This is a genomic window from Streptomyces sp. DSM 106670 (assembly GCF_055792845.1).
In genome coordinates this window covers 2,742,694-2,768,464 of record NZ_CM147704.1, presented here as the reverse complement: position 1 = coordinate 2,768,464, position 25,771 = coordinate 2,742,694, and the positions used below count along the sequence as shown (strand labels likewise).

Here is a 25,771-nt window from a genome sequence, read left to right as displayed (position 1 = left end):
GTGCCGTCCCGTCGCGGACCGGAGCGAGCGGAACGGCCGCCCCTGCGCAGTCTGGCCGCCGCCGCCACCTCGCTGCTGGCGCTAGCCGCCATGTCCCTCGTCGCGGGCCCCGCCGCGGCCGCCACGGGGGACGCCGCTCCCTGCGCCCTGCCCCGGACGGCGGCGCACCACTCGCTCGGCCTGAACACCTGGAACGGGTCCTACCCGCGCCCCGACCGGGGGCTCGACGCGGTCATGATCTTCCTGTCCTTCCCGGACTCCGAGCCCACGCTCACCCCCGAGACGCTCACCGCCGACCACTTTCCCGCCACCACCCGCTTCTTCGAGCGCGCCAGCTACGGCCGGTTCACCCTGCGCGCCCACCCGCAGCGGACCTGGACACCGATGCCGCGCGACTCCACCTGGTACGGCATAGAGCGCGACTGGGACGCCGAGCGGCGCACCGCCTATCTGCGCGACGCCATCGACGCGGCCGACGCGGACGTGGACTTCTCCCGGTACGACGTCGTCTACCTGGTGGCCGACCCGGACGCCCCCGGAGTCGACTCCGACGCCACCAAGGTCGTCAACTTCGAGCGGCCGCTGCGCGCCGACGGCAGCGACATCCGGCGCGTGGTCACGGTCTTCGAGCAGCACCCGCCCGACCGCAACGTCCTCGCCCACGAGACCGGGCACGTCTTCGACCTCGCCGACCTCTACCACCGGCCCACCGACGGCAAGGGCGACTGGGACACCCACGTCGGCGACTGGGACGTCATGGGCAGCCAGTTCGGCCTCGCCCCGGACCTGTTCGGCTGGCACAAGTGGAAGCTCGGCTGGCTCGGCGGCCGCCAGGTCGTCTGCGTCCAGGGCTCGGCCGACCTCACCCTGGAACCGGTCGCCGCCGCCCCGGTGCCCGGCGGGTCGATCGGCACCCGGCTCGCCGTCGTCCGTACCGGCAGCGACAGCGCCCTGGCCATCGAGGCCCGCAGCGCCACCGGCAACGACCGGGGCACCTGCGCCGAGGGCATCCTGATCTACCGCGTCCGCAGCGGTACGGCCTCCGGCGGCGGACCCGTCGAGGTGGTCGACACCCATCCGAACACCGGGGCCTGCTGGGACCGCTCCGTCTACCCGCCGCTGGCCGACGCCCCGCTCGGGGTCGGGGAGACCTTCACCGTGCCGGGCGCCGGCACCCGCGTCGAGGTCGCCGACCGCACCCCGTCCGGCTCCTGGACCGTCCGGATCACCACCGGCGTCTGACCGCACCGCCCGGTGCCGGAACACGAAGAAGCCCCCCGCTTCCGCGAGGGGCTTCTTCCGTCTGTGCGCCGTCAGGGACTCGAACCCCGGACCCGCTGATTAAGAGTCAGCTGCTCTAACCAACTGAGCTAACGGCGCCTGCTGACGTCGTAGACATTAGCATCCTGATCCGCCCGAGGAAAAATCGCCGGTGCGGTACTCCGGGAGGCCGCGGACCGGCTCACCCGCACACAGGCCCAGAGCAGCACATCGGGGCCCGGCAGCCAGGGGTTACGGGTGTCGGGGGCGACCACCCAGCGGGGCCCGCCGTCGGACGACGCGCAGGTCAGCGGCGGTACGGTCACGGCGTCACCGGTGCCGTGACAGAGCAGCGGCGGCACCTCCCCGCGCCGCTCGCCGGAGCCCGCCGGACCACCGGACCCCCACTCCTCCCAGGCGAGCAGCGAGGGCAGCCGCTGGGCCGTCCCGGGGGCGGCGAACAGCAGCATCCGGCCCCGGTGCGTGGCGACCGGACCGGAGCCGGGGCCCTCGGCCCAGAGCCGCTCCAGCATCCGCCGCCCGAACAGCGCCGGCACGTTCACGACGTCGAAGGCGGAGCCGCACGGGAGCACCCCGGGCGCCGTGGGGCGCTCCTCCCACTGGGAGAGCGTGCTGCGCGGGTAGGGGGCGGCCCCCGCCAGCCAGGCGGCGCCGGCCGCCGTGACCTGGGCGGCCTGGGGGCCGGACTGGTCCCGCAGCAGGGCGAAGATGTCGACGCCGTGGTGCGGGGCGGCACCGGCCTGCAGGGTCGTTTCGTCTTTCAGCCATGCGCTCATGGAGAAAGGTCTACCGGGAGTGACGGAAAGGATTCCGAGAGTTGCGGGAAACCGGGACAGGGCCGGAGGGGGAGGGGTATCTTGCGCGCCGGAATATGCCACGGGACCTGACCCCCGGCCTGCCGGAACAGCACCTGCCCCGCCCGCCCCACACGTCACATCGGCCCCATGGACCGGCGCCTGCCCGGAAGGAACGCCCCGTGGGTCAGGCTCCGGGCGGCAGGGCTTCGGGCGCCGGGCTCCGGGCGTCAGGCTCTGGGAGCGTCCAGCAGGGTGCGGCCGAACTCGATCATCTTCTTCGCGTAGTCCTCGGTCCACTCCGCGCGCTCCGCGACATCCGCCGCCGTCAGCCGGTCGAACCGGCGCGGGTCGGCGAGCTGGGCCGCCGCCAGCGCCTGGAACTCCACCGACCGGTCCGTCGCCGCCCGGAAGGCCTGCGTCAGCTCGGTCGCACGGGCCAGCAGCTCGCGGGGGTCCTCCATCGACTCCAGGTCGAAGAAGTGCTCCGGATCCGCCGTGGCCTGAGACGGCTCGAAGAGCAGCGGCGCGGGGCGCAGCCGCTGCCGTTCGTTCCGCTCGGACTGTGTCATGTGGTGTTCCTCCCTCGGGCGACCTGATGACCGGAAGACCCGGACGGCCACCCTCCATTGTCCAACCCCGCGCAAGGGGGCCGGGGCGTGCGTCGGGGGCGCGGGGGAGCGGAGCCCGCTCAGGGCCGCCACCGCACCCGCCGCTCCGTGAGGTGGGCCAGCACCGCGTGGTTCGCCTCCCAGCCGTCGGGGAACTTCACCGTGACGCCCAGCTGGACCGGCTCGGTGGACGGATGCTCGTCCAGCAGATCCGCGACCCCCTCCCGGCACACCACGACACAGGCGTGCCGGTGCCGCGAGGCCAGCACGCACAGCCGGCCCGTCTCCAGATGGAAGGCCGTGGCGTCGGGCCGCCCCGACAGCGGGTGCAGCACCACCGTGACGTCGAACTCGCGGCCCTGCAGCCGGTTCGCCGTGTCCACCGCGACCCCGGTGACGCCCAGCTCCGCGAGGGCCGCCCGCACCGCCGCCGCCTGGTCCCGGTGGGCCGTGCCGACCGCCACCCGGTCCGCCGTCACCGGCACCGGATCCTCCGCCCGCTCGCTGGTGGCGACGCCGCCCCGGTCCAGCAGCCGCCGGACCACCAGCGCCACCGCCCGTACCGCCTCGGGGTCGGTGCGCGGGGTGTGCCGGGCCGGCAGCTCCAGCAGCCCCCACCCGGACTCCGCCGCCACGTCCAGCACCCGGTCGGGCCCCGAACCGTCCGACGCCACCCCGAAGGAGAGCTTCCGGTCCCCGTGGTCCGTACCGCTGCGGAACGGGGTGTACGGGTAGAACGCGTCCGACACCAGCGGGGCCGCCGACGCCGGGAGCCGCCACGACACCGGCAGCCGGTGCTGCGGCAGCTCCGGATTGTGCGCGAGCAGCGTGGACACCGCGCTCGCCGACGGGTCGTAGCTCAGCCCCGCCCACTGGTCGGCGCCGACGATCGAGAACGGGTCCAGCTGGCCCGGATCGCCGACGAACAGCGCCCGCTCGAACAGCCCGGCCACGGCCAGCAGGGCGTCCGAGCGCATCTGGTACGCCTCGTCGACGATCGCGTGCCCCCACGGCTCCACGTTCTTCACGTGCGCCCACTTGGCGGCCGTCGAGATCACCACGTCGAGTCCGGCCAGATCCGCCGCCTTCGCGGACTTCGTCACGTTGGCCAGCCCGTCCAGCACCTTGTCGTACGGGTCGGAGTCGCTGCTGTGCAGCCGCCCCACCGGCAGCTCCGGGTCCTTCTCCGCGAGCCGCACCACCAGGTCGTCGACCTGGGCGTTGGTCTGCGCGATCACCATCAGCGGATGCCCGGCGGCGGCCAGCTCCAGGGCCGCCCGGACCACCAGCGTCGACTTGCCCGCGCCGGGCGGCGAGTCCACGACGACGCCCCGGGAGGAGCCGCGCAGGGTGTCGTCGAGGATCGCGCCGGTCGCGCGCGCCGCCTCCGCGCCCGGGTCGAAGACGGCACGCACAGCGGGTCCTCCCGGGTGGCCGGTCGTCACAGCGGTCCCTCCGTGGCGGTGGCGACGGCGGTCGGGATCACAGCAGGTCCTCCGGGGTCACGGGGTCGGGGTGTTCCGCGCGCGTCGTGGCGTCCGCGCCCGGCGGGCCGCCGTGGGTCCACGGCGTCTCCTCCGGGTCCGGCAGCTTCGGGCCGCCGCGCTGGTCGTGCTCGAACAGGGTCCAGGCGATCCGCTCCCCGGGCTCCGGCACCGAACCGGGTGCGGGCTCCTTGCCCCGGCCCATCCGGTCCAGGATCCGCAGCACCAGCAGGATCTCGCCGTCCTCGGCCACCGGGGAGGCGTCCCCGTCGGCGGGGGAGGTGTCCTCGTACCGCACGAACTCCGCCGTCTGCGGCTTGCCGTCCAGCGAGCGGTAGACCTTCGTCCGCTCGCCCAGATGCGGACGCTCGTCCGTGCGGACGGTGACCAGCGGGCGCGGGGAGGGCCGCTTGGACTCGGTGTACGCCATCTCCACCTCGGTCACCGTGGCGAGGAACGCCTCGCCCGCCAGCCGCCGTCCCGCCAGCACCAGCGGATCGTCCAGCGCCTCCTGCGCCTCCAGCTGCGCCTGGGCGGTCTCCCGGGAGGCCAGCTTCTGGGCCGCCGTCACCGCGTCGTCGCGGCGCGGCTGCGGCGGCTCGCCCGAGCGCACCCGGTCACGATGTGCGGTGAACGACCAGCGGTCCCGGGTCCAGCGGTCCTCGGCCCGGGACCCCTCCGGCAGCTCCCGCAGCAGATCGAGGCTCCGCCACACCGCGTCCCAGGTCGGCAGCATCACCTTCGCCAGCAGGGAACGGATCGCCCGCTCGGCGTCGCTCAGCTCACCGAGGCGGGCATCCGCCGCGAGACCGTCCTCGGCGGACGCCAACGCCGTACGCGCCCGGTCGTACCGCTCGATCGCCGGGGCGAGGAGACGGTTGTCGAAGTCCGGATCGGTGGCCGGACCGGCCGGCGGGCACAGCAGCTGGCCCTCGCCGTCCCGGGCCAGCTCCGCCCGGAGCGCCGCCTCGGCCCCCGAGGAACCGGCCGGCGGGTCGATCCAGGCCAGCAGCGCGCCCAGGTGCTGGTCCTCCAGGCTGCTCTGCCCGGTCGCCCAGTGCCGGTTCAGCAGATCCGTGGCGGCGGGCAGCAGCGAGGAACCGGGCACCCGGGCCCGCTCCCCGTAGTGCGTCAGCCAGCGGCCGAGCAGCGGCACCCGGGCCGGGGCCGGATACGGGGTGTCCGGATCGTCCTCGGCGGTACGGCGGAACCGCATGGACCGGCCCAGCAGCCGGACGAACTCGACGCCCGCCCGGCTCGGCACGATCAGCTGCGCGGCATCCGTGCACAGCTCGACCTCGACCTTGGTCTTCTTGCCGGTCGCCGGATCGGTCTCGTTGCGCTCGGCGGGCTCGACGACGTCCGCGTACGCCTCGATGTGCGGCAGCACCGCCTCCGCCAGCTCGGCCAGGAACGCGAACCGCAGGTCCCGGTCGCGCGGCTGGGCGACGGCCAGCAGCCGGGGCGCCTCCCGGTCCGTGCCGACCAGCGCCCCGAGCGGGGCCCCGGCCTCACCGGCGGTGGTCAGCGGCACCAGCACCAGCGGCCGGTCGGTGAGATGGCGGTGGCGTACGGTCGCGAGCGGCTGGGCGCGGCCGGTGTCGACGGCCTCCAGCCGGGCCAGGGTGGTGATCAGCGACATGCGGCCGCACCTTCCATACCCTCCGGCGCTCCGGCGCCCGCGACCGAGGCGGCCTCCCGGGCCCCGGCCCGCAGGACGGCGGCGCTCTCCAGGGCCTCGGCGCGCAGGGCGGCGGCCCGGCGCAGCGCGGCGACCGTCGGATCGGCGGGATCGCCCTCCTTGCCCGCGGCGGCCGCCAGCACCCCGGCCACCGTGGTCAGCCCGCCCAGCTCACCGCGGACACTGCGGCCCAGCGCCTCCACCGCGCCCTCGGCCCGGGACTTCGCCCGGCAGTGGAAGGCCAGCTCGCAGGCGGCCAGGCACTCCGGGGCGTACGCCGGGGGCACCGCGGCCACGGCGGCGTCCAGCTCCTCGGGCGGGCACGCCGGGTCGAACGTCGTGCCCTCCGGCAGCGCCGCCGCGATGTCCTCGACGCGCGTCAGCCGGGTCAGCTGCCGGCGGGTCACGGCACGCTGCTTGCGTACGTCCACGACGGAGGCGGTCGGCAGGTTCGAGAAGTCCTTGGGGCAGACCAGCAGCACCCGGTGCCCGACCTCGGCACCCTCCGTGACCGCCGCGACCCGCTCCAGCGCCAGCACGTACACCGCGGCCTGGCGGGCGGCGGCGCCGACCTTCGAGGCGTCGGCGGAGGCGTCGATCATCGGAAACGACTTGATCTCGACGACCGTCCACCGGCCGTCGGGGTGCACCACCACCGCGTCGGGCTCCAGATAGGCGGGGGAGCCCGCCACCTCCAGGGCCAGCATCGGATGGTCCAGCAGCGCCCAGCCGCCCGCCGCCGTGGCCTCCCGCAGGGCCAGCGCGGTGCGCGCGGCCCGGCCCTCGGGACCGGCGGCGCTCAGATCGGGTGTGGCGACGTCACCGGCCGGGGCCGGGGCGCCCCCGCCGAGCCGTTCGTACAGCAGGCGCAGCAGCTCGGCCCCGCCGTCGGCCTTGACCTTCGCCTCGAACGCGTTGCCCCGCATGAAGGCGAACTGGGACTGCCCGAAGGGGGCGGGGAGCCGAGCGCGGTGGCCAGCACGCCCTTGTCCACCCCGGCGCCGTCGAGCAGGGCCCGCCGCTTGCAGCCGGGGTTGGCGGCCAGCGCGGCGAGGGCTCTGGCGTCGAGCGGATGCGGTGCGACGGACGGGCCGCGCAGCTCAGCGAGCCGCTGCCGGAGCGTCGTCGCTCGCGGCCGCGCCGGCGGCGTCTCTGTCTGCCGGGCCGCCGACTGCCGTGCCGGGGGGATCTGCGGAGGTGGTCCGCTGGCCGGGGATTCGCTCACCCGGGGAAGTCTTGCACCCGGCACTGACATTCGGGGGCACGGTCGCCGGAACGGCCTCGGGAACGTCCGCGGGAACGGCGCTCCGGCCGCTCGCGGACCGGTCGTCGAACAGCGCCGCGAGCGGGCCGCCGACCCGGGCTCCGGCCCAGACCTTGACCCGGTCCGCCAGCCGGACGACGGGCCGGACCAGCAGGGCTCCGACCCCCATCACGGCGGCGCCCGCGACGGCGTCCAGGAAGTAGTGGTTGGCGGTGCCCATCACGACGATCGTGGTGATCAGCGGATAGGCGATGCCCGCCGCCCGGACGAGCGGATGGCGGCCGTGCCGCCACAGCAGGATCCCGCACCACAGGGACCATCCGACGTGCAGGCTGGGCATCGCCGCGTACTGGTTGGTCATCCCGCTCAGCCCGCGCGGGGCGCTCGCCCCCGCGCCCCACCAGCCGTACGCGCTGTACTGCGCCATCGTGTCGACGAAGCCGTGGCTCGCGTCCAGCAGCCGGGGCGGACAGGTCGGCATCAGCGTGAAGCCGACCAGACCCAGCAGCGTGGAGTTCATCAGCCAGACCCGGGCCGCCCGGTACGCCGACGATCTGCGCCGGAACATCCATATGAGGACGCCGGGGGTGACCAGGTAGTGCAGGGACGCGTACGCGAAGTCGGCGGGTATCCCGAGCGACGGGGTGCTGGTGAAAAGACGATTCAGCGGGTGCTCGGCGTTGAGGTACAGCGCCTGTTCCAGCCGCAGGATCGCCAGGCCGTGGTCGACCGCGGTCGACACATCGCCGCGCACCAGGAGCCGGCCCACCGAGTACAGCGCGTACACCACCGCGATCAGTGGCAGCTCCGTCCACCAGCGGGGCCGATGACCGGTCACGGGCGGCGCGGTGGCGTGCGGCATCCGGTAGCTCTCCCCATGTTCATGCGGCCGACGGCGGGCGTTCAACCGTACGGCGGCACCGTGCCGCCGCTTCCCCCGGGGTGTCCCCTTCCGGACATCCCGTACGCAGTGGTCCCCGCCGTGGTCGGAAGCGGTCGGCGGGCAGCTGCTCAGGGAGGGACGCCCGCACGGCCCCGGAGGTTGCCCTTCCGCCCGGTACGGGATGATGGAAGGCCCATCACCAGCGATTCAGCGTTTCAGGGAGAGCCGTCATGGCACCGCGCATCCTGCTCGCCCGGCACGGCCAGACCCAGTGGTCGGTCCGGGGCAACCACACCGGCAGGACGGACATCCCGCTCCTGGACACCGGGCGCGAGGGCGCCGCACTGCTCGGCGAACGGCTGCACCGGGAGCCCTGGGCGGGGCTGCCCGGCGTCGAGGTCCGCACCAGCCCGCTCGTCCGGGCCGCCGAGACCTGCGAACTGGCCGGGTTCGGGAAGCGGGCCGAGCCGTGGGACGCGCTGATGGAGTGGGACTACGGGGCGTACGAGGGGCTGACCCCGGCCCAGATCAAGGCGGACCGGCCGGACTGGCTGATCTGGCGGGACGGGGTGCCGGACGGGGAGTCCGTGGCCGACGTCACCGCCCGTGCGGACGAGATCGTCGACTGGGCGCGGTCGGCGGACCGGGACGTCCTGGTCTTCGCCCACGGCCACATTCTGCGGGCGCTGGGGGCGCGGTGGCTGGGCGAGGACCTGTCCTTCGGCGCCCGCGTCCGCCTGGAGCCGACGTCGCTGTCGGTCCTGGGCTGGGCGTACGGCCTGCCGGCCGTGGAACGCTGGAACGACACGGGCCACCTGGAGCGGTAGCGCCTGTCAAGCCCGTCCGGCGATTGAGGACGGAACCCCCTGCTCGGGCGGGCGTCCCCTTGACGGAACCCTTGGGCCACTCAAGCCCGTCCGGCGATTGAGGACGGAACCCTCCGGCCAGGTGGGCGGCTCTTCACGGACCCAGGGCGCGGGAGCCCCTGATCGGCACCCGAGAACGCGCTCAACGGTTCCGTCCTCAAACGCCGGACGGGCTGGTTGTGCGCACCCGGGAACGTGCTGAAGGGTTCCGTCCTCAAACGCCGGACGGGCTGGAAGGGGTGGTGGCCGAGTCCTCGTGGCGGGTCAGGAATGTGGCCACCGGGCCCGCCCCCGCCCGGGACTCCAGCACGCGCGCCGCCCCCGCCAACATCCCCCGGATCCGCGAGGACCGCACCCGGGTCAGCAGATCCAGCACCTGGTGCCCCGTGGCCGCCGCCTCGTCCGCCCGCCCCGCCCGGGCCAGGTCACCCGTGAGCTGGGCCCGGTACAGCGCCAGGTTCCGGGTGAAGTGCGCGTCCTGGAGCACCACCGCCCGCCGCCCGTGCCGCGCCGCCCGGGACCAGTCGCCCAGCGCCGACCAGCACTGCGCCTCCAGCAGCTCCAGCTCCGCCTCCCGGAAGAAGCTCATCCACTCCGGATCACCCGCCGCAGGCCCCCGCTCGAACGCCGCCCGGGCCCGCCCGATCGCCCGGTCGCACCCCGTACGGTCACCGAGCCCCGCCCGGCCCCCCGCCTCCCGCAGCGCGAGCAGCGCCAGCAGCCGGGGCGACCCCAGCCCGCGGGCGGCCCGCTGTCCGGCCTCCGCCGCCCGTACCGCCTCCCGGGGCCGCCCCGCGTCCCGGGCCAGGAACGACGTGTTGCAGAACGCGTGCGCCTCAAGACCCGCGTCCCCCGCCAGCCGCGCCGTGGCCAGCGCCTCCGCGTAGTGCGAGCGGGCGTCGTCGAAGCGGCCCGAGTCATGGGCCAGCCAGCCCACCGAGATCGCCAGCTCACCGGCCCCGGCGTGCAGCCGGTCCGAGGTGGCGCGCCGCGCGGTGGTCCCCGCGTCCAGCAGCTCGTACGCCGCACGCAGCGGCTGCGCGGCCCGCCGGTAGAGCCCGTCCGCGCCGTGCCGGTCGTCCAGCAGCCGGATCTGCCGTACGGCCTTCTCGACGGCGCTCACCTCCGCCTCGCCGACCCGGCGCTGCGCGGGCAGAGAGACCCGGGCGGCGGAGGCGGGCGCCTCGCCGAGACCCAGGGAAGCGGCCGCCACCGTGGCGGTGCCGCTCATCATGAACACGCGACGCAGCACGTCGCTCTCCTCGGTAAGGGGGACGGGGACGGGGACGGTGATGTCGTCGGGTTCGGGTCCGGGGTCGGGTTCGGTGTCGCGGTGGGGGAGGACCGGGCCGGCCACCGGCGCGGGCCGCGGCTCGGACACCACCCGCGCCCCCCGCCCCCGTACGCTCTCGCGGGCCGAGAACCCCAGGTCGGCCAGGGTCGCCCCGGGGAACATGTGCAGGAAGACACGTTCGTAGGCGTAGTTGGGGCAGCGGATCTCCCCGGACTCCACGCGCCCGATGTACCGGGCGTCGCACGCGACCTGCTCCCCGATCTCCCGTGCCGCTCTGCGGACGGCCGCCGCGAACTCCCCGGCGGAGCGCTGTCCGCGCAGCTGACGGAAGGCGAGGTTGGGAACTGCCGCTGTCGACACCATGGCCGGCCCCTCTCTGGTGCGGCCGGGATCCGTGGTTCCCGGTGTCCCGGCGGAGCAAGAACGTACCTGCTGTGACGAGACGCACACACAGCGTTTCGTTGCGAAAGGGGCATTCCGCCTCCGATCCGCCATGAACTGCCACCCTTTGCGGCGGTGTGCGCCCGTAGCCCTTGACGCACCCGCGGCGTTGGTCCATGTGGAGACGGAGTGTGGCTCCGTTCGGCGATGAGAGGAGGGGTTCCCTTGTTGCACCTCGGCAGGGAGACCGGCTCACGGACGACCGCGACGCAACCGATGCCCCCGACGGCCCCGACGGCCCGGACCGGTCCGAGGAACCCCCTCGCCCCCGCGGCCCCGGCCGCCTCCGCACCGGGGGACCAGTCCTGCGACCTCGTCACGGTCCCGGCGCGCCAGGGGCTGGAAGCCGTCGACATCCTCCGCCGGGGACGGGACCAGGAGGCCGTCGGCCCGGTCCTGCACGACGGCGCCTGCGACACCCTCGGCTTCCTCGTGCCGCCGGGCACCGCCGACGCCTGGGACGTACCGGGCAGCGCCTGTACGCGGACCGACGGGCGCGGGCTGCGCATCCCCGCCGAGCCGCCCGCCACCGGCGCCGGCTCCGGCTGGCTGCTCCCGCCCGCCGACGACGCCCCGGTCACCGATCCGGCCGTGCTCCGCGCCGCCCTCGACCAGGCCGCCCGGCTGATCGAGGCGGCCGACAACTGCCGCTGAGCCCATAATGGCCGGACGGGCGGAACACCTCCGCCGTGGCCGGCGACCCGGGCCCCCACCAGCAAGGATCAGCGAACGTGGCACGTCGAGGAGCGCCGGCCCGGGGCAGGAACAAAGCCGCGGGCACGGACAGAGCCACGGGCCGGAACAAGGGCAGGGGCACGGGCACAGGTGACCGGACGCAGGAGCGGCGGGGCGAGCGGGAGCCGGTCTCGCGGCAGGTCGGCGGCGGGCTCGCCGAGCTGATACCCGACCGGGAACGCCCGCACGGCTGGACGCTCCTGATCGACCGCGCCCCGCAGTCCCGCGTGGACCTCGACGACCCCACGTACCTCTCCTTCGCCTACCAGCGCCGCCTCGGCCACGTCATCGACCTCGCCGCCCCCGCGCTCCAGCCGCTGCACGTGCTGCACCTGGGCGGCGGCGCGTTCACCCTCGCCCGGTACACCGCCGCGACCCGCCCCCGCTCCACCCAGCAGATCGTCGAGCTCGACGCGCCCCTCGTGCAGTTCGTCCGCGATCACCTCCCGCTCGACCCCCAGGCCCGCGTCCGGGTCCGGGCGGCCGACGCCCGCGAAGGGCTCGGCAGATTCCCGGACGGCTGGGCGGACCTGGTCATCGCGGACGTGTTCGGCGGGGCCCGTACCCCCGCCCACCTCACCTCGGCGGAATTCCTCACCGAGGTCCGCCGGGTCCTCAAGCCCGAGGGGCGGTACGCGGCCAACCTCGCCGACGGACCCCCGCTCGCCCATCTGCGCGGTCAGGTGGCCACCGCCGCCGCCGTCTTCCCCGAACTGGCGCTCGCCGCCGACCCGGTGGTGTGGCGGGGCCGCCGGTTCGGCAACGCGGTCCTGCTCGCCTCGGCCCTGCCGCTCCCGGTCGCGGAGTTCACCCGGCGGGTGGCGAGCGACCCGCACCCCGGCCGGGTCGAACACGGCCGTGCGCTCACCGACTTCACCGGCGGCGCGGCCGTCGTCACCGACACGGCGGCCAAGCCGTCCCCGGCACCGCCCCCGTCGGTCTTCGAGAACCCCTGATCAGGCCGCCAAGGCCTACGGTTCGACGATCTGCACCGTCGGCGGCGTCCCGTTCCAGGTGCAGAACACCGAGTACGTCGTGCCGTCCTTCCCGCCCCCGTCGCCGAAGTCCACCCGGATCCAGGCGTCGTTCGTCCACACCTGCATCGACCAGCCCGGCTCCGGCGTCGCCGAGACGAGCTTCGCCGAGTCGGCGCCCAGCTCGAACACCACCCGGCCGCCGTCGGTGCGATAGCTCTTCACCTTGCCCGAACTCGTCGGCGCGGGCGGCTTCGCCGGGGTGGCCGAAGGCGTACGGGAAGGGCGCGGAGCCGACGGCGACGGGCTCGTGCCGCCGGTGCGCGGGGAGGGGGAGGGCGAGGGCGACGCCCGGTGCGTCGAGGAGACGAGCGGCGGCTCGGTGGACTGCCCGATGCGCTGCGGCGGCCCCGCGCCGACCGAGATCGGCACCGCCCGGGGCGGGTCGTACGCCGTCCCCGTCATGACCGTGTGCACACCCCACCACGAGAGCGTGACCGCCGCGCCGGTGGCGAGCGACCACGCCAGCGCGTGTACGAGTCCTCGTTGCATCGGGCACATCCTGCACCACCCGGCGCGCCCCCGCTCCCGCCCGGGAGCCACGGACAATCGCCCTTCTCCGGCCTTTGCGGAGGTTTCCGGCGGGGCCGGGACCGGGCCCGCCGGCATGGCGTACGGTGCCGCCCATGGCAAGTGTGCTCGTGGTCGAGGACGACCAGTTCGTACGTTCCGCCCTCATCCGGCACCTCAGTGAGGCCTCCCACACGGTACGGAGCGTGGGCACCGCGCTCGAAGCGCTGCGCGAGGTCGCGCACTTCCGCTTCGACGTGGTCATCCTCGACCTCGGGCTGCCCGACCTGGACGGCGCCGAGGCGCTGAAGATGCTGCGGTCCATCACCGATGTGCCCGTGATCATCGCCACCGCCCGGGACGACGAGAGCGAGATCGTCCGGCTGCTCAACGACGGCGCCGACGACTATCTGACGAAGCCGTTCTCCGTCGAGCACCTCTCCGCCCGGATGGCCGCCGTGCTGCGCCGCTCGCGCGCCACCGGAGCCGAGGCGCCGCCGCCCCGGGTCATCCGCGTCGGCGGGCTCTCCATCGACCCGCTGCGCCGCAGCGCCGAGCTGGACGGGGCCGAACTCGACCTGACCCGGCGCGAATTCGACCTGCTCACCTTCCTGGCCGGGCGGCCCGGCGTGGTCGTCGCCCGCAAGGAGCTGCTGGCCGAGGTCTGGCAGCAGTCCTACGGCGACGACCAGACCATCGACGTCCATCTCTCCTGGCTACGCCGCAAACTCGGCGAGACCGCCGCCCGCCCGCGCTATCTGCACACCCTGCGCGGCGTCGGCGTGAAGCTCCAGCCGCCCGCCGACGCCCCGCACCCCGATGCCCCGGCCGCGGAGCCGCCCGCATGAGATGGGCCCTGGTCAAGGTCTGCCTGGCGGTCACCGCGATGGTCGTCATCGCCTTCGCCGTACCGCTCGGACTCGTCATCCGCGAGATGGCCAGCGACCGGGCCTTCTCCGACGCCGAACGCCAGGCCGCGACGATCGCCCCGGCCCTCTCCATCACCACCGACCGCGAGGAGCTGACCCGGGCCGTCCTGTCCACCGAACCGGGCGACCGGGGCCGCCTCGCCGTCCATGTCCCCGCCGAGGACGGGCCCCTGGACATCGGCACCCGGCGCGCCACCCCCAAGGACGTGGAGACCGTGCGCAAGGCCGGGCGCGCCTCCATCACCGAGGTCACCGGCGGGTTCGCGCTCCTCCAGCCGACCGCGCTGAGCACCGGGGACATCGCCGTCGTCGAGGTGTTCGTCGCGGAGGGCGAGGTCTCCAACGGGGTCGCCACCGCCTGGCTGATGCTGGCGGGCGTCGGCGTCGCGCTGATCGTCGGCTCGGTCGCGGTCGCCGACCGGCTCGGCGTACGGATGGTGCAGCCCGCCCAGCGCCTCGCGGGCGCCGCCCAGGACCTGGGGGAGGGGCGCCTCGGCACCCGGGTGCCGGAGGAAGGGCCCACCGAACTGCGGTCCGCGGCCGTCGCGTTCAACTCCATGGCCGACCAGGTCGTCCAGCTCCTGGCCAACGAGCGGGAGCTGGCCGCCGACCTCTCGCACCGGCTGCGCACCCCGCTCACCGTCCTCAGGCTGAACGCCGCCTCGCTCGGCGAGGGCCCGGCGGCCGAGCAGACCCGGGCGGCGGTCCAGCAGCTGGAGCACGAGGTCGACACGATCATCCGGACCGCCCGCGAGCAGCGCCCGCAGACCCAGGGAGTGCAGACGGGCGCGGGCTGCGACGCCTCCGAGGTGATCCGCGAACGCATGGGCTTCTGGTCGGCGCTCGCGGAGGACGAGGGCCGCGAGGTGCGGCTCGCGGGAGTCGACCGTACGGTACGGATCCCGGTGGCCCGGCCCGAACTGGCCGCCGCACTCGACGCGTTGCTTGGCAACGTCTTCCGCCACACCCCGGAGGGCACCGCCTTCGCCGTCGACGTCCACCACAGCGGCGACGCGGTCATCGTGCTCGTCTCCGACGCGGGCCCGGGGATCGACGACCCGAAGGCGGCCCTCGCCCGGGGCGCCAGCGGGCGCGACGGGGCGGGCGGGTCCGTCGGCTCCACCGGCCTCGGCCTGGACATCGTGCGCCGGGTCGCCGAGTCCACCGGCGGCGACCTGCGCATCGGCCGGTCCGTCCTCGGCGGCACGGAGGTCCGGATCTGGATCGGCCTGCACGGCAGCCGCCCCGAGCGCGGCCGCCGCGGACACGGCCGCCGGGTCGGCCGCCGACTCGGCCGTCAGCGCGGCGGCGAGCGCGGCGGCGAGCCCCGCACGGTCACCGGCCCCCAGCACTGACCCGCCGCCGCCCCCAGCATTAACCCGCGCCCATGCGTTCCTTAAGCGCGCCCTAAGAACATCAACTCGCGCCCGTAACGCCCTCTTTGCCCGTTCCGCTGCCGCTAGCGTGCTCTCGAAATCCCCGGACGGCAACCCCGGGCGGATCCGCAGAACACAGAGGCAGGCAGGGCACGTTGATGGCTTCCCGTACGCACCGTCGCACGACGACCACCCGCACCCGGGCGATCGGCGCGATCGTGGCCGCCGCCGTCATCGGCGGCACGGTCTTCGCGCTGACCGGCACGGCGCAGGCCGCCGCGATCGGCGCCGCCTACACCCGTACCAGCGACTGGAACGGCGGCTACACCGGCCAGTACGTCGTCACCAACGAGACCGACAAGCCCCTCACTGACTGGACGCTGGAGTTCGACCTCCCGGCGGGCACGAGCATCGGCTCGCTCTGGAACGGCGAGCACACGGTGAAGGGCGACCACGTCACCGTGAAGCCCGCGAGCTGGGACAAGGAACTCGCCCCCGGCAAGTCCGTCACCGTCGGCTTCGTCACCTCCGCCACCGGCACCGCGGGCGACCCGGCCGGCTGCCTGATCAACGACGCCGCCTGCTCCGTGGACGGCGGCGCGACCCCCACCCCCAGCGGCCGCCCCACGGACACCCCGACCACGGCCCCCACGCCGACGGCCACCCCCTCCGCCACCGCCCCCACCAGCCCCCCCACGCCGACCCCCACCGCCACCGGCCGCCCCGGTGGCGGTGGGGAAACCGGCGCCCGGTTCGCCCCGTACATCGACACGTCCCTCTATCCCGCCTACGACCTCCTGGACACCGCGACGAAGACCGGTGTGAAGGAGTTCCACCTCGCCTTCATCACCTCCGGCGGCGGCTGCGCCCCGCTCTGGGGCGGTGTCACCGGCCTCGGCGACGACCAAGTGGCCAACCAGATCGGCGCGTTGCGGGACAAGGGCGGTGACGTCCGGGTCTCCTTCGGCGGCGCGGCCGGCGCCGAACTGGCTCTCAACTGCTCCTCCGCCGACGAACTCGCCGCCGCGTACGGCAAGGTCGTCGACGCCTACGGCCTCACCAAGGTCGACTTCGACATCGAGGGCGCCGCCCTGCCCGACACGGCCGCCAACACCCGCCGCTCCCAGGCGATCGCCCAGCTCCAGAAGAAGCACCCGGACCTCGACGTCGCCTTCACGCTGCCCGTGATGCCCGAGGGCCTGACCCAGCCGGGCGTGGACCTGCTGGCGGACGCCAAGAAGAACGGCGTCCGCGTCGACGGGGTCAACATCATGGCGATGGACTACGGGCCCGCCTACAGCGACGACATGGGTGAGTACGCGATCCAGGCGGCCACCGCCACCCAGGCCCAGATCAAGGGCGTCCTCGGCCTCTCGGACGCCGCCGCGTGGCAGACCGTCGCGGTCACCCCGATGATCGGCGTCAACGACGTCGTCACCGAGATCTTCACCGTCGAGGACGCGGACCAGCTGGTGAAGTTCGCCGGACAGAAGGGCATCGGCCGCCTCGCGATGTGGTCCGGCACCCGGGACAAGGCCTGCCCCGGCGGCCCCAAGCCGGCGGCCGACGCGACCTGCAGCTCGATCGACCAGGAGCCGCTGGCCTTCACGAAGGCGTTCGCGGCCTACCAGTAGCTCACACACCCCCGAAACCATCGAGCCCCCCACCGCGCGCCCCGGCCGGACCCCACCCCACCTCCGGCCGGGGCGCGTCCCCACGCCCGGCACCCGCGCCCGAAAGGTGCCCTCAAGCGCCGGGCGGGCGGGAATCACCCGCCCGCCACTCCTGCGCGTACTCGTCGAAGATCGCCCGCAGATGGTGGCCGATCTTCAGATAGTCCAGGTCGTCCAGGTTGGCCAGCGACACCCGCACCGACCACTCCGGACCGTCGAAACCGCCGCCGTTGAGCAGCACCACCGAGGTCTGCTCGGCCAGCCGGAACAGCGGGTCGACCGGCTCGTAGTTCTTCTCCAGGAAGTCGGCGAACGGCTTTCCGTGCACCCGCTCCGCCTCGGCCAGCAGATCCAGCTCGATGTAGTACGCGGCCCGCTTCGGATCCTCCGAGACCTTCATGTGCACGCCCTCCAGCAGGAGTTCGAGCCGCTGCCGGACGATCGCCCGGATCCGGTGCTTGTACGCCTGCCCCTCGTCCAGCATGTCGAAGAGCGAGAACAGCGTCATCATCGTCTGCTGCGGAAGCGACAGACCCGCCGTGTGGTTCAGCGCCACCTGCCGCGAGTCCGCCACCATCCGGTCGATGAACCGCATCTTCTCCGGCTCCAACGACAGTGAGCCGTAACGCTTGTTGAGCCGGTCCTTCTGCTCCTGGTCCTGCTCCGCCAGCATCGCGTCGATCACGTTGTCGTCGTGCAGCGCGATCACCCCGAGCCGCCAGCCGGTCGCCCCGTAGTGCTTGGAGTAGGAGTAGACGAGGACCGTGTTGCGCGGCAGGTCGGCGGCGAGCGAACGGAAGCCCTCCACGAACGTTCCGTACACATCGTCGGTCACGATGATCAGGTTCGGGTTCCGCTCGCCGACGATGGACACGATCTGCTCGGAGACCCGTGAGGAGAGCGCCAGCGAGGGCGGGTTGCTCGGGTTCACGCAGCAGACCAGCTTCACCGACGGGTCCGCCAGCTTGGCGATCTCCTCCTCCGGGTAGCGCCACTGCCGCACCCCGGTCTCCGTGAACAGGCTCGCCTCCACGCGCACCACGTCGAAGTCGTACGTGTCCAGCTCCGGGATCTCCAGGTACGGGGTGAACACCGGCACCATCAAGGCGATCCGGTCGCCCTTCTCCAGGATCCCGTTCTTCATCAGCGAGTCGAAGACGTAACACATCGCCGCCGTGCCGCCCTCGGTCGCGAACAGACTCAGCGTCTGCCCCTCCGGCGGCCGGTGGTCGAACATCTCGTCCGCGACGTAGCCGCGCACGATCTGCTCGGTGTGGCGCAGGATCCGGTCCGGCACCGGGTAGTTGTCGCCGATCGAGGAGTCCGCCAGCTCGTGCACGAAGGCGTCCCGGTCGAAGCCGAACCGCTTCACCGCCAGGTCCACGCTCGCCTTCAGCAGCTCGATGCCCGGCAGCTCCGGATGCGTACGGACGAAGCGCTCGAAGCGCTCCGCGCACCCCGACTCCTCCGGCATACCGCCCAGGTTGTCGGCCGTCCACACCCGCCGCGACTCCGACAGCGCGAAGTAGCCGAGCGCGTGGTACGCCTCGCGGGGGCCGGTGGCGACCCAGTTCGGGTTGCCGCGGCCCGCGTTGAGCATGGCGCGGGTCGTCTTCCCCTTCTGGCCGGGACGGCCGCTCTGCGCGTCCGTCGCGATCCGGATGAACGTGTCCTTCAGCTCGAAGGGCGAGAGCCGGGCGTACGACCGGATCTCCTCGCGGCTGAGGCCGGCCCGGTGCGGAGCGGCTTCTGCGGTGGTGTCGGTGTCCATGGTGGTGTCCGTTCCGTTACGGGGCGGTGGGCGCGAGGGGCGGGCACGTCAGGCCCCCAGCACGCCGACGAGGATGGGCCCGGTCAGCGGCAGCAGGAAGTTGGAGAGCGTGTACGTGATGGTGTAGCCGAGGAGCGGGACGGAGCTCTGGGCCACCTGGGTGATGGAGGTGATCGCCGGGGTCGAGCACTGCTGACCGGCGATGGCGCCGATCAGCAGCGGCTTCTCGATGTTCAGCAGCTTGCGCCCGACGACCAGCGAGACGGTCGCCGGGACCAGCACCATGGCGATGCCCGCGAACGGCAGCAGCGCCCCGTACTCCTTCAGCAGCGGCCAGGCCTGCGGTCCGGCGGCCAGTCCGGTGCAGGCGATGAAGACGGCCAGGCCCATGTCCTTGAGCGTGCTCGCGGCCTGCGGCGGGAACGCCCCGAAGGTCTGGCTGCGGGAGCGGAACCAGCCGAAGACCAGGCCGGAGATCAGACAGCCGCCGCCGGTGCCCAGCGACATCGGGATGTCCCCGAACCTGACGACGATCTGGCCGAGCAGCGAGCCCGCCACGATGCCGAAGCCGAGGTAGATGAAGTCGGTGGCGTCGTTCTTCACGACCGCGCCGAGCTTCGAGACGAGCCGGTTCAGCCCGCCCCGGGCGCCGACCAGGGTGAGCACATCGCCCCGGGCGAGGACCGTTTCGCCGCTGGCGGGCAGATGCTGGTCGTTGCGCAGGACGTCGGTGACGTAGACGCCGTCCTCGCGGAACTCCGGATGACGCCTGACCAGCCGGTCGATGCTCGCGCCGATCGTCTCCTTCTCGGTGACGGCGACCTGGCCGGTGGCCAGCGGGGTGTCGAGCCCCGGCACGGCGGGCGTCTCCGGGCCGATCTCCCGGCCCGCCTCGATGATGGCCGACCGCAGTCCGACCACCTGGATCAGGTCGCTGAGCGTCAGCTCCAGACCGGGGGTGGGGGTGAGCAGCTTGCTGCCGCGTTTGACGCCCTCGACGGTGATCCGGCCGCCCAGGGCGCTCTCCAGATCACCGACGGTCCGGCCGTCCGCCAGCGTCACCAGATAGGTGCGGCCGACCATGCCGGGCAGCGCCTCGCGCTCGTCGGACTCCAGACCGCCCTGTCCGCCGCGCATCTTCTCCCACAGCTCGCGCGAGGCGTCGGCGAGGTTGATGCGCAGCAGCATCGGCATGATCTGGCTGGTGAAGAGCACGATGGTGATCAGGCCGAACAGGTAGCAGACCGTGTACGCGGTGGCCACATGCCCCTGGTACTGGCTGATCTGCTCGGAGGTCAGGTCGTCGAGCTTGCCGATCGCCTCGGTCGCCGTTCCCACGACGGCGGATTCGGTCGCCGCCCCGGCGAGGATTCCGGCCGCCGTGCCCACGTCCAGGTCGAAGGCCTTGGCGAGCCCGTAGGCGATGCCGAGGACGCAGACCAGTTCGATCAGGCAGAGCGTGAAGAAGCGCAGGCTCTTGCGGTTGAGGTTGGCGAAGAACTGCGGCCCGGCCAGGTAGCCGAGCGAGAAGATGAACAGCGCGAAGAAGACCGTCTTGACGTCGTCGTCGACGCTGATGTGCCGGGTGCCGAGCAGCAGCGACACGATCAGGGTGCCACAGATGCCCCCGAGCGTGATCGGGCCGACGCGGAGTTTGCCGACGAGGTAGCCGGCCGCGAGGCAGAAGAAGAGGGCCAGTTCGGGATGGTCACGCAGGACGCCCATCCCGCCTCACTCACCGGGGCTGGTGTCGGCGACCGGGATGATCAAAAGGTGCATAAGGGAGAAATTAACAGGGGTGGGGTGCCCCGGCGCCGCATTGGACCCGGCCCGGCCCCCGTTCACCTTCCGACGGGAGGACGGCCCAACGACCCCTCCGTGACGCGCCGGACATCCCTCGGCAACGGAATCGTCTTCAACTCTTGACACCCACCCCCTTGAGGCAGCAACCTTCCGGCAACGATGCATGGGAGCGCTCCCATGCGCCATTGCCGGATCCCCCGGAACAAGGAGCAGTGGAATGCGCATCACCCGCAGCGTTGCCGGTCGACGCCACAGAACCGCCCTCGTGGCCACCACCGGCCTCACGGTCACAGCCCTCCTGCTCACCGGATGCGGCGGCTCGTCCGACTCGGACAAGGGAGCCGACGCGGACGGGAACATCACCCTGACCGTCGCCGACTTCGGGCAGTTCGGGTACAAGGAGGCCGGGCTCTTCGAGAAGTACCACGAGCTGAACCCGAAGATCACGGTCAAGGAGGACACCACCGCCGAGGAGAAGAACTACTACCCCAAGCTCCTCCAGCAGCTGAACTCCGGCAGCGGCCTCGCCGACGTCCAGGGCATCGAGGTCGGCCGGATCAAGGAGATCGTCGACACCAAGGCGGACTCCTTCGCCGACCTCTCCAAGACGATCGGTGTGGACGAGTGGGTGTCGTGGAAGGCGAAGCAGGCCACCGCCCCCAACGGCTCCGTCATCGGCGCGGGCACCGACATCGGCCCCATGTCGCTCTGTTACAACCGTGAGCTGTTCGAGAAGGCCGGGCTGCCCACCGACCGTGCCGAGGTCGCGAAGCTGACCGAGGGCGGCTGGGAGGACTTCCTCGCGCTCGGCGAGCAGTACAAGAAGAAGGCCCCCGCCGGCACGTACTTCATGGACTCCGCGAGCGCCATGTTCAACGCCGTCGTCAGCTCCAGCCCCGAGCAGTACTACGACGCGAGCGGCAAGCCGATCTACGACACGAGCGCCAGCGTCAAGAAGGGCTGGGACCTCGCCGCCGAGGCCGCGGACAAGAAGCTGACGCAGGGCCTGGCCCAGTTCGAGGACCAGTGGCAGGCGGCCCTGCGCAAGAGCACCGTCGCCACCGTCGTCTGCCCCGCCTGGATGGCCGGCCAGATCTCCACGTACGCCGGTGACGCCAACAAGGGCAAGTGGGACATCACCAGCGCCCCCGGCAACACCTCCGCCAACTGGGGCGGCTCCTTCCTCGCCGTTCCCAAGTCCGGGAAGAACGTCGCCGAGGCCTCCAAGCTCGTCGCGTGGCTGACCGCCCCCGAGCAGCAGGCCGCCGTCTTCAAGGCGATCGGCGTCTTCCCGTCCAACCAGGGCGCCTACGAGCTGCCCGACGTGAAGAACGCGACCCTGCCGTACTTCAACAACGCCCCCATCGGCCAGATCTACGCCGACGGCGCGAAGTCCATCCCCGAGGCCGTCCTCGGCCCGAAGGACGGCGTGATCAAGGACTCCATCTCCACCCAGATCAACAACATGGAGCAGCGCGGCACCAGCCCGGACAAGGCCTGGGACGCGGCCGTGCGGACGATCGACAAGGCCATCGGCTGACCTGACACCCGACCGGACCCAGCCGGTCGCAGCGCCGGGGCGGGCGGCACCCGCCCGCCCCGGCCGCCCGCCCACCTCCCGTCGCCCCCTCCAGCCGCCTCTTCAGCCGCCCCGGCCGTCCGTCGGCGCACCCAGGGAAGGACTCCCCGCCCGTGGCAACCTCGACCTCCACCCGGGATGCGTACGCGCAAGCGCCCCGTGAACCGAAGAAGGAACCGCCCAGCGAGCGGCGGCAGTTGTGGCGCAGCCGGCTGTGGCGGTTCGACGACAAGGCGTCCCCGTACGCGTACATCGCGCCGTTCTTCCTCGTCTTCGGCGCCTTCGGGCTCTACCCGCTCCTCTACACCGGCTGGATCGCCCTGCACCGGGTCTCGATGACCGGTCTGGACTCGATGGAGTGGGTGGGCTGGGAGAACTTCGACAAGATCCTGCACGACCCCGAGTTCTGGACCTCGGTCAGCAACACCTTCCTGATCGGCGTCATCTCCACCGTCCCGCAGCTCCTGATGGCGCTCGGCCTCGCCCATCTCCTCAACTACCGCCTGCGCGCCAGCACGTTCTGGCGCACGATCATCCTCACCCCGTACGCGACCTCGGTCGCCTCCGCCGCTCTCGTCTTCGCGCTGGTCTTCCGGGCGGACGGCGGACTGCTCAACTGGACGCTCGGCCTCGTCGGCTTCGATCCGGTCAACTGGGCCAACGGGCACTGGACGTCGAAGCTCGCCATCTCGATCATCGTGATCTGGCGCTGGACCGGCTACAACGCGCTGATCTACCTGGCGGCGATGCAGGCGGTCCCCAACGACCTCTACGAAGCGGCCTCGTTGGACGGCGCGTCACGCTGGCAGCAGTTCCGCAAGGTCACCATTCCCTCGCTGCGGCCGACGATCCTGTTCACCATCGTCATCTCCACCATCGGCTCCATGCAGCTGTTCGGCGAACCGCTGCTGCTGGAGGGCGGCGCGCTGGGCGCCACCGGCGGCAACGAGAACCAGTACGAGACGCTCAGCATCTACCTTTACAACTACGGCTGGAATCTCGGACATCTCGGACCGGCCGCCGCCGTCGCCTGGGCGATGCTCGCCCTCCTGCTGATCATCGCCGCGGCCAACTGGTTCATCGGCCGATTCGTCCGCAAGTCCGCGGTCTGACCGGGAGCGCATCCATGACCATGACCAGCCCCACGCACCCCGCCCCCGTGAAGCTCGCACCGGCCCCGGAGAACCGCGCCCCGAAGCGCCCGAGCCGCTTCCGGATGGGCGCGGGACAGCAGCTGAAGGGCGGCCCGTTCGCGTACGTCGCGCTCGCCGTCGTCGGCTTCGGCTCGCTCCTGCCGCTCTACTGGACCCTCGTCGCGGCCTCCCGCACCCAGGACGAAGTCCTCGCCTCCACCCCGCCGTTCCTCCCGGGCGGCAAGCTGATCGAGAACGTCCAGACCGCCTGGGAACAGGCCAACCTCGGCAAGGCGATCCTCAACAGCGTCATCGTCTCGTCCTCGATCACCCTCGCGACGCTCTTCTTCTGCACGCTCGCCGGCTACGCCTTCGCCAAGATGCGCTTCCGGGGCCGCGGTTGGCTGATGACCGCCGTCATCGCCACCCTCACCATCCCGCCGCAGCTCAGCGTCGTGCCGCTCTTCATGATGATGTCCGGCCTCGGCTGGGGCGGGCAGCTCGAATCGGTGATCTTCCCGACGCTGGTCAGCGCGTTCGGCGTGTTCTTCATGCGTCAGTACCTGATCGAGGCGCTGCCGTACGAGCTGATCGAGGCGGCCAAGATCGACGGCGCGAACAACTTCCGCATCGTGGTGAGCGTGGTGCTGCCGGTGGCGCGCCCCGCGATGATGGTGCTCGGGATGCTGACCTTCGTCCAGGCGTGGAACGACTTCTTCTGGCCCTACCTCGCCCTCAACCAGCAGAACCCGACCCTTCAGGTGGCCCTCGGCCAGCTCAGCGCCTCGTACACCCCCGACCAGTCCATCGTGATGGCGGGCGCGCTGATCAGCACGCTGCCGCTGCTGGTGGTGTTCGTGGTCTTCGGCAAGAAGATCGTCGGCGGGATCATGTCCGGCGCGGTCAAGGGCTGACCCACCGTCAAGGGCCGACCCGCCCCCTGCTTCCCCCTTCTTCCTTCACCCCTCACCTCTCAGGGAGCGCTCCCGCATGACAGCCGTCCGACCCGACACGGTCCCGCAGCAGGCGTCCGCCGCCACGGCCCCCTTCCCGACCGGCTTCCTCTGGGGCGCGGCCACCGCCGCGTACCAGGTGGAGGGCGCGGCCACCGAGCGGGGCCGCACCCCCTCCATCTGGGACACCTTCAGCCACACGCCCGGCAAGGTCCTGAACGGCGACACCGGGGACGTGGCCGCCGACCACTTCCACCGCTACCGCGACGACGTCGCCCTGATGAAGCGCCTCGGCCTCCAGGCGTACCGCTTCTCCGTCTCCTGGTCCCGGGTCCAGCCCACCGGCCGCGGCCCCGCCGTGGAACGCGGCCTCGACTTCTACCGCTCGCTCGTCGACGAGCTGCTGGCGGCCGGCATCAAGCCCGTCGCCACGCTCTACCACTGGGACCTGCCCCAGGAGTTGGAGGACGCGGGCGGCTGGCCCGAGCGCGCGACGGCCGAACGGTTCGCGGACTACGCGGCCATCATGGCCCGCGCACTCGGCGACCGGGTCTCGATGTGGACCACGCTGAACGAGCCCTGGTGCTCGGCCTTCCTCGGGTACGGCTCCGGGGTCCACGCCCCCGGCCGCACCGAACCGGCCGCCGCGCTGCGGGCCGCCCACCACCTCAACCTCGCCCACGGCCGGGCGGCCGAGGCGCTGCGCGCGAACCTCCCCGCTGCCGCGCAGACCTCGGTCACCCTCAACCTCCACCAGGTGCGCCCGCTGACCGACAGCGAGGCGGACGCGGACGCGGCGCGCCGGATCGACGCGGTCGGCAACCGGATCTTCACCGGCCCGATGTTGAAGGGCGCGTACCCGGAGGACCTGCTGGCCGACACCGAACGCATCGTGAACTGGCCCGAGTTGATCCAGGAGGGCGACCTGGCCGCGATCGCCCACCCGATCGACGTGCTGGGCGTCAACTACTACACGCCCACCATCGTCTCCACGCCCGCCGACGGCGCCGGCGACACCCGCAACGACGGCCACGGCAGCAGCGCGCACTCCCCGTGGCCCGGCTCGGAGCACGTCGCCTTCCACCTCGCCGAGGGCCGCCCGGTCACCGCGATGAACTGGTCGGTCAAGCCGGAGGGCCTGTACGACCTCCTCATGGACGTCTCGCGCGAACACCCGGACCTGCCGCTGATGGTCACCGAGAACGGCGCGGCCTTCGACGACGCCCCGGACGCGGACGGCCGGGTCCACGACCCCGAGCGGATCGCCTATCTGCACGGCCATCTGGAGGCGGTGCGCCGGGCGGCGGCCGACGGCGCCGACGTACGGGGCTACTTCCTCTGGTCCCTGATGGACAACTTCGAGTGGGGCTACGGCTATGCGAAGCGGTTCGGCGCGGTGTACGTCGACTACGCGACCCAGCTCCGTACGCCGAAGTCCAGCGCCCACTGGTACGGCGACGTGATCGCCCGCCACGCACTGCCCCCGGCGGCCGCTCCGGACGCCTGACCTCGTGACCCAGCCGCGGGCCGACCGCTTCCGACCGGCCCGCGGCATATTTTTCCCCCTGCTTGGGAGCGCTCCCAATACACTGTCCGTACGCTCGTCGAGGTGATCGATCCAGGACTTGGATTGACGTTACGGCTGTGAGAAATTGACCGGGAACGGGGAGGCAGCC

Annotated in this window: 20 protein-coding genes, 1 tRNA gene and 1 pseudogene; 11 read left to right on the top strand and 11 right to left on the bottom strand. The window is 72.7% G+C overall.

The annotated features are described in order from the left end of the window. A complete protein-coding gene (locus ACSMXR_RS12220; RefSeq protein ID WP_137235631.1) occupies positions 1 to 1,242 on the top strand; it encodes a M6 family metalloprotease domain-containing protein in 1,242 nt (413 codons plus the stop codon). A 64-nt stretch (positions 1,243 to 1,306) separates the two neighbouring features. Here ACSMXR_RS12220 and ACSMXR_RS12215 read toward each other — a convergent pair. From ACSMXR_RS12215 to ACSMXR_RS12185, 7 genes and pseudogenes are all read right to left on the bottom strand, one after another. Continuing rightward, positions 1,307 to 1,380 (bottom strand) — tRNA-Lys (locus ACSMXR_RS12215). Next, positions 1,371 to 2,057 (bottom strand): hypothetical protein, encoded by a 687-nt coding sequence (locus ACSMXR_RS12210; protein ID WP_473171852.1) that lies wholly within the window; start codon positions 2,055 to 2,057, stop codon positions 1,371 to 1,373. Before ACSMXR_RS12210 ends, ACSMXR_RS12215 begins: the two co-directional genes overlap by 10 nt. A 248-nt stretch (positions 2,058 to 2,305) precedes the next feature. Continuing rightward, positions 2,306 to 2,647 (bottom strand): hypothetical protein, encoded by a 342-nt coding sequence (locus ACSMXR_RS12205; RefSeq protein WP_098025437.1) that lies wholly within the window; start codon positions 2,645 to 2,647, stop codon positions 2,306 to 2,308. A gap of 119 nt (positions 2,648 to 2,766) precedes the next feature. Next, entirely contained in the window at positions 2,767 to 4,101 is a 1,335-nt protein-coding gene (locus ACSMXR_RS12200) for an AAA domain-containing protein (RefSeq protein ID WP_218527371.1), read from the bottom strand. A 67-nt stretch (positions 4,102 to 4,168) separates the two neighbouring features. Further along, positions 4,169 to 5,812, bottom strand: coding sequence for a hypothetical protein (locus ACSMXR_RS12195; RefSeq protein ID WP_473171851.1), 1,644 nt, complete (start codon positions 5,810 to 5,812; stop codon positions 4,169 to 4,171). Beyond that, positions 5,803 to 6,845: pseudogene (locus tag ACSMXR_RS12190) on the bottom strand (hypothetical protein). The gene ACSMXR_RS12195 and the pseudogene ACSMXR_RS12190 overlap by 10 nt, the downstream one beginning before the upstream one ends. Before the next feature lie 106 nt (positions 6,846 to 6,951). Continuing rightward, positions 6,952 to 7,977: a phosphatase PAP2 family protein gene (locus tag ACSMXR_RS12185; protein WP_473171850.1), complete on the bottom strand. Its 1,026-nt coding sequence runs from the start codon at positions 7,975 to 7,977 to the stop codon at positions 6,952 to 6,954. A gap of 251 nt (positions 7,978 to 8,228) precedes the next feature. On the opposite strand from ACSMXR_RS12185, the gene ACSMXR_RS12180 reads away from it, so the two are divergent. Further along, entirely contained in the window at positions 8,229 to 8,825 is a 597-nt protein-coding gene (locus tag ACSMXR_RS12180) for a histidine phosphatase family protein (protein ID WP_030631948.1), read from the top strand. A gap of 253 nt (positions 8,826 to 9,078) precedes the next feature. Here ACSMXR_RS12180 and ACSMXR_RS12175 read toward each other — a convergent pair whose 3' ends face one another. Further along, a complete protein-coding gene (locus tag ACSMXR_RS12175) occupies positions 9,079 to 10,521 on the bottom strand; it encodes a tetratricopeptide repeat protein (RefSeq protein ID WP_473171849.1) in 1,443 nt (480 codons plus the stop codon). Between the two features lie 294 nt (positions 10,522 to 10,815). Between ACSMXR_RS12175 and ACSMXR_RS12170 the strand changes: the two genes are divergently transcribed. Both ACSMXR_RS12170 and ACSMXR_RS12165 read left to right on the top strand, forming a co-directional pair. After that, the gene (locus ACSMXR_RS12170) at positions 10,816 to 11,253 is read left to right on the top strand and encodes a hypothetical protein (protein ID WP_374202314.1); all 438 of its coding nucleotides are present in this window, start codon (positions 10,816 to 10,818) and stop codon (positions 11,251 to 11,253) included. 77 nt (positions 11,254 to 11,330) lie between these two features. After that, positions 11,331 to 12,290: a spermidine synthase gene (locus tag ACSMXR_RS12165; RefSeq protein WP_473171848.1), complete on the top strand. Its 960-nt coding sequence runs from the start codon at positions 11,331 to 11,333 to the stop codon at positions 12,288 to 12,290. A gap of 15 nt (positions 12,291 to 12,305) precedes the next feature. On the opposite strand, the gene ACSMXR_RS12160 is transcribed toward ACSMXR_RS12165, so the two are convergent. Next, positions 12,306 to 12,860, bottom strand: coding sequence for a hypothetical protein (locus ACSMXR_RS12160; RefSeq protein ID WP_364884259.1), 555 nt, complete (start codon positions 12,858 to 12,860; stop codon positions 12,306 to 12,308). A 134-nt stretch (positions 12,861 to 12,994) separates the two neighbouring features. On the opposite strand from ACSMXR_RS12160, the gene ACSMXR_RS12155 reads away from it, so the two are divergent. The 3 genes from ACSMXR_RS12155 (at position 12,995) to ACSMXR_RS12145 (ending at position 16,817) form a co-directional block, all read left to right on the top strand. Next, positions 12,995 to 13,726, top strand: coding sequence for a response regulator transcription factor (locus tag ACSMXR_RS12155; RefSeq protein WP_381795524.1), 732 nt, complete (start codon positions 12,995 to 12,997; stop codon positions 13,724 to 13,726). Further along, the gene (locus tag ACSMXR_RS12150; RefSeq protein ID WP_137235621.1) at positions 13,723 to 15,162 is read left to right on the top strand and encodes a sensor histidine kinase; all 1,440 of its coding nucleotides are present in this window, start codon (positions 13,723 to 13,725) and stop codon (positions 15,160 to 15,162) included. Before ACSMXR_RS12155 ends, ACSMXR_RS12150 begins: the two co-directional genes overlap by 4 nt. Positions 15,163 to 15,341: 179 nt before the next feature. Continuing rightward, positions 15,342 to 16,817, top strand: a complete 1,476-nt coding sequence (locus ACSMXR_RS12145; protein ID WP_473171847.1) for a glycoside hydrolase family 18 protein — start codon at positions 15,342 to 15,344, stop codon at positions 16,815 to 16,817. Between the two features lie 112 nt (positions 16,818 to 16,929). On the opposite strand, the gene ACSMXR_RS12140 is transcribed toward ACSMXR_RS12145, so the two are convergent. Further along, positions 16,930 to 18,627 (bottom strand): bifunctional aspartate transaminase/aspartate 4-decarboxylase, encoded by a 1,698-nt coding sequence (locus ACSMXR_RS12140; RefSeq protein WP_473171846.1) that lies wholly within the window; start codon positions 18,625 to 18,627, stop codon positions 16,930 to 16,932. Between the two features lie 48 nt (positions 18,628 to 18,675). Next, positions 18,676 to 20,352, bottom strand: coding sequence for an aspartate-alanine antiporter (aspT, locus tag ACSMXR_RS12135; RefSeq protein WP_473171845.1), 1,677 nt, complete (start codon positions 20,350 to 20,352; stop codon positions 18,676 to 18,678). Positions 20,353 to 20,647: 295 nt separating this feature from the next. Between aspT and ACSMXR_RS12130 the strand changes: the two genes are divergently transcribed. The 4 genes from ACSMXR_RS12130 (at position 20,648) to ACSMXR_RS12115 (ending at position 25,602) form a co-directional block, all read left to right on the top strand. Continuing rightward, complete coding sequence (locus tag ACSMXR_RS12130) at positions 20,648 to 21,970, top strand: ABC transporter substrate-binding protein (RefSeq protein WP_218527379.1); 1,323 nt, start codon at positions 20,648 to 20,650, stop codon at positions 21,968 to 21,970. 152 nt (positions 21,971 to 22,122) lie between these two features. Beyond that, entirely contained in the window at positions 22,123 to 23,121 is a 999-nt protein-coding gene (locus tag ACSMXR_RS12125; protein ID WP_137232870.1) for a carbohydrate ABC transporter permease, read from the top strand. Between the two features lie 14 nt (positions 23,122 to 23,135). After that, positions 23,136 to 24,056 carry a carbohydrate ABC transporter permease gene (locus ACSMXR_RS12120; RefSeq protein WP_103507818.1) on the top strand — a complete coding sequence of 307 codons (921 nt, stop codon included), beginning with the start codon at positions 23,136 to 23,138 and terminating at the stop codon, positions 24,054 to 24,056. A gap of 76 nt (positions 24,057 to 24,132) precedes the next feature. Continuing rightward, positions 24,133 to 25,602 (top strand): GH1 family beta-glucosidase, encoded by a 1,470-nt coding sequence (locus ACSMXR_RS12115; RefSeq protein ID WP_473171844.1) that lies wholly within the window; start codon positions 24,133 to 24,135, stop codon positions 25,600 to 25,602. Positions 25,603 to 25,771: the final 169 nt, after the last annotated feature.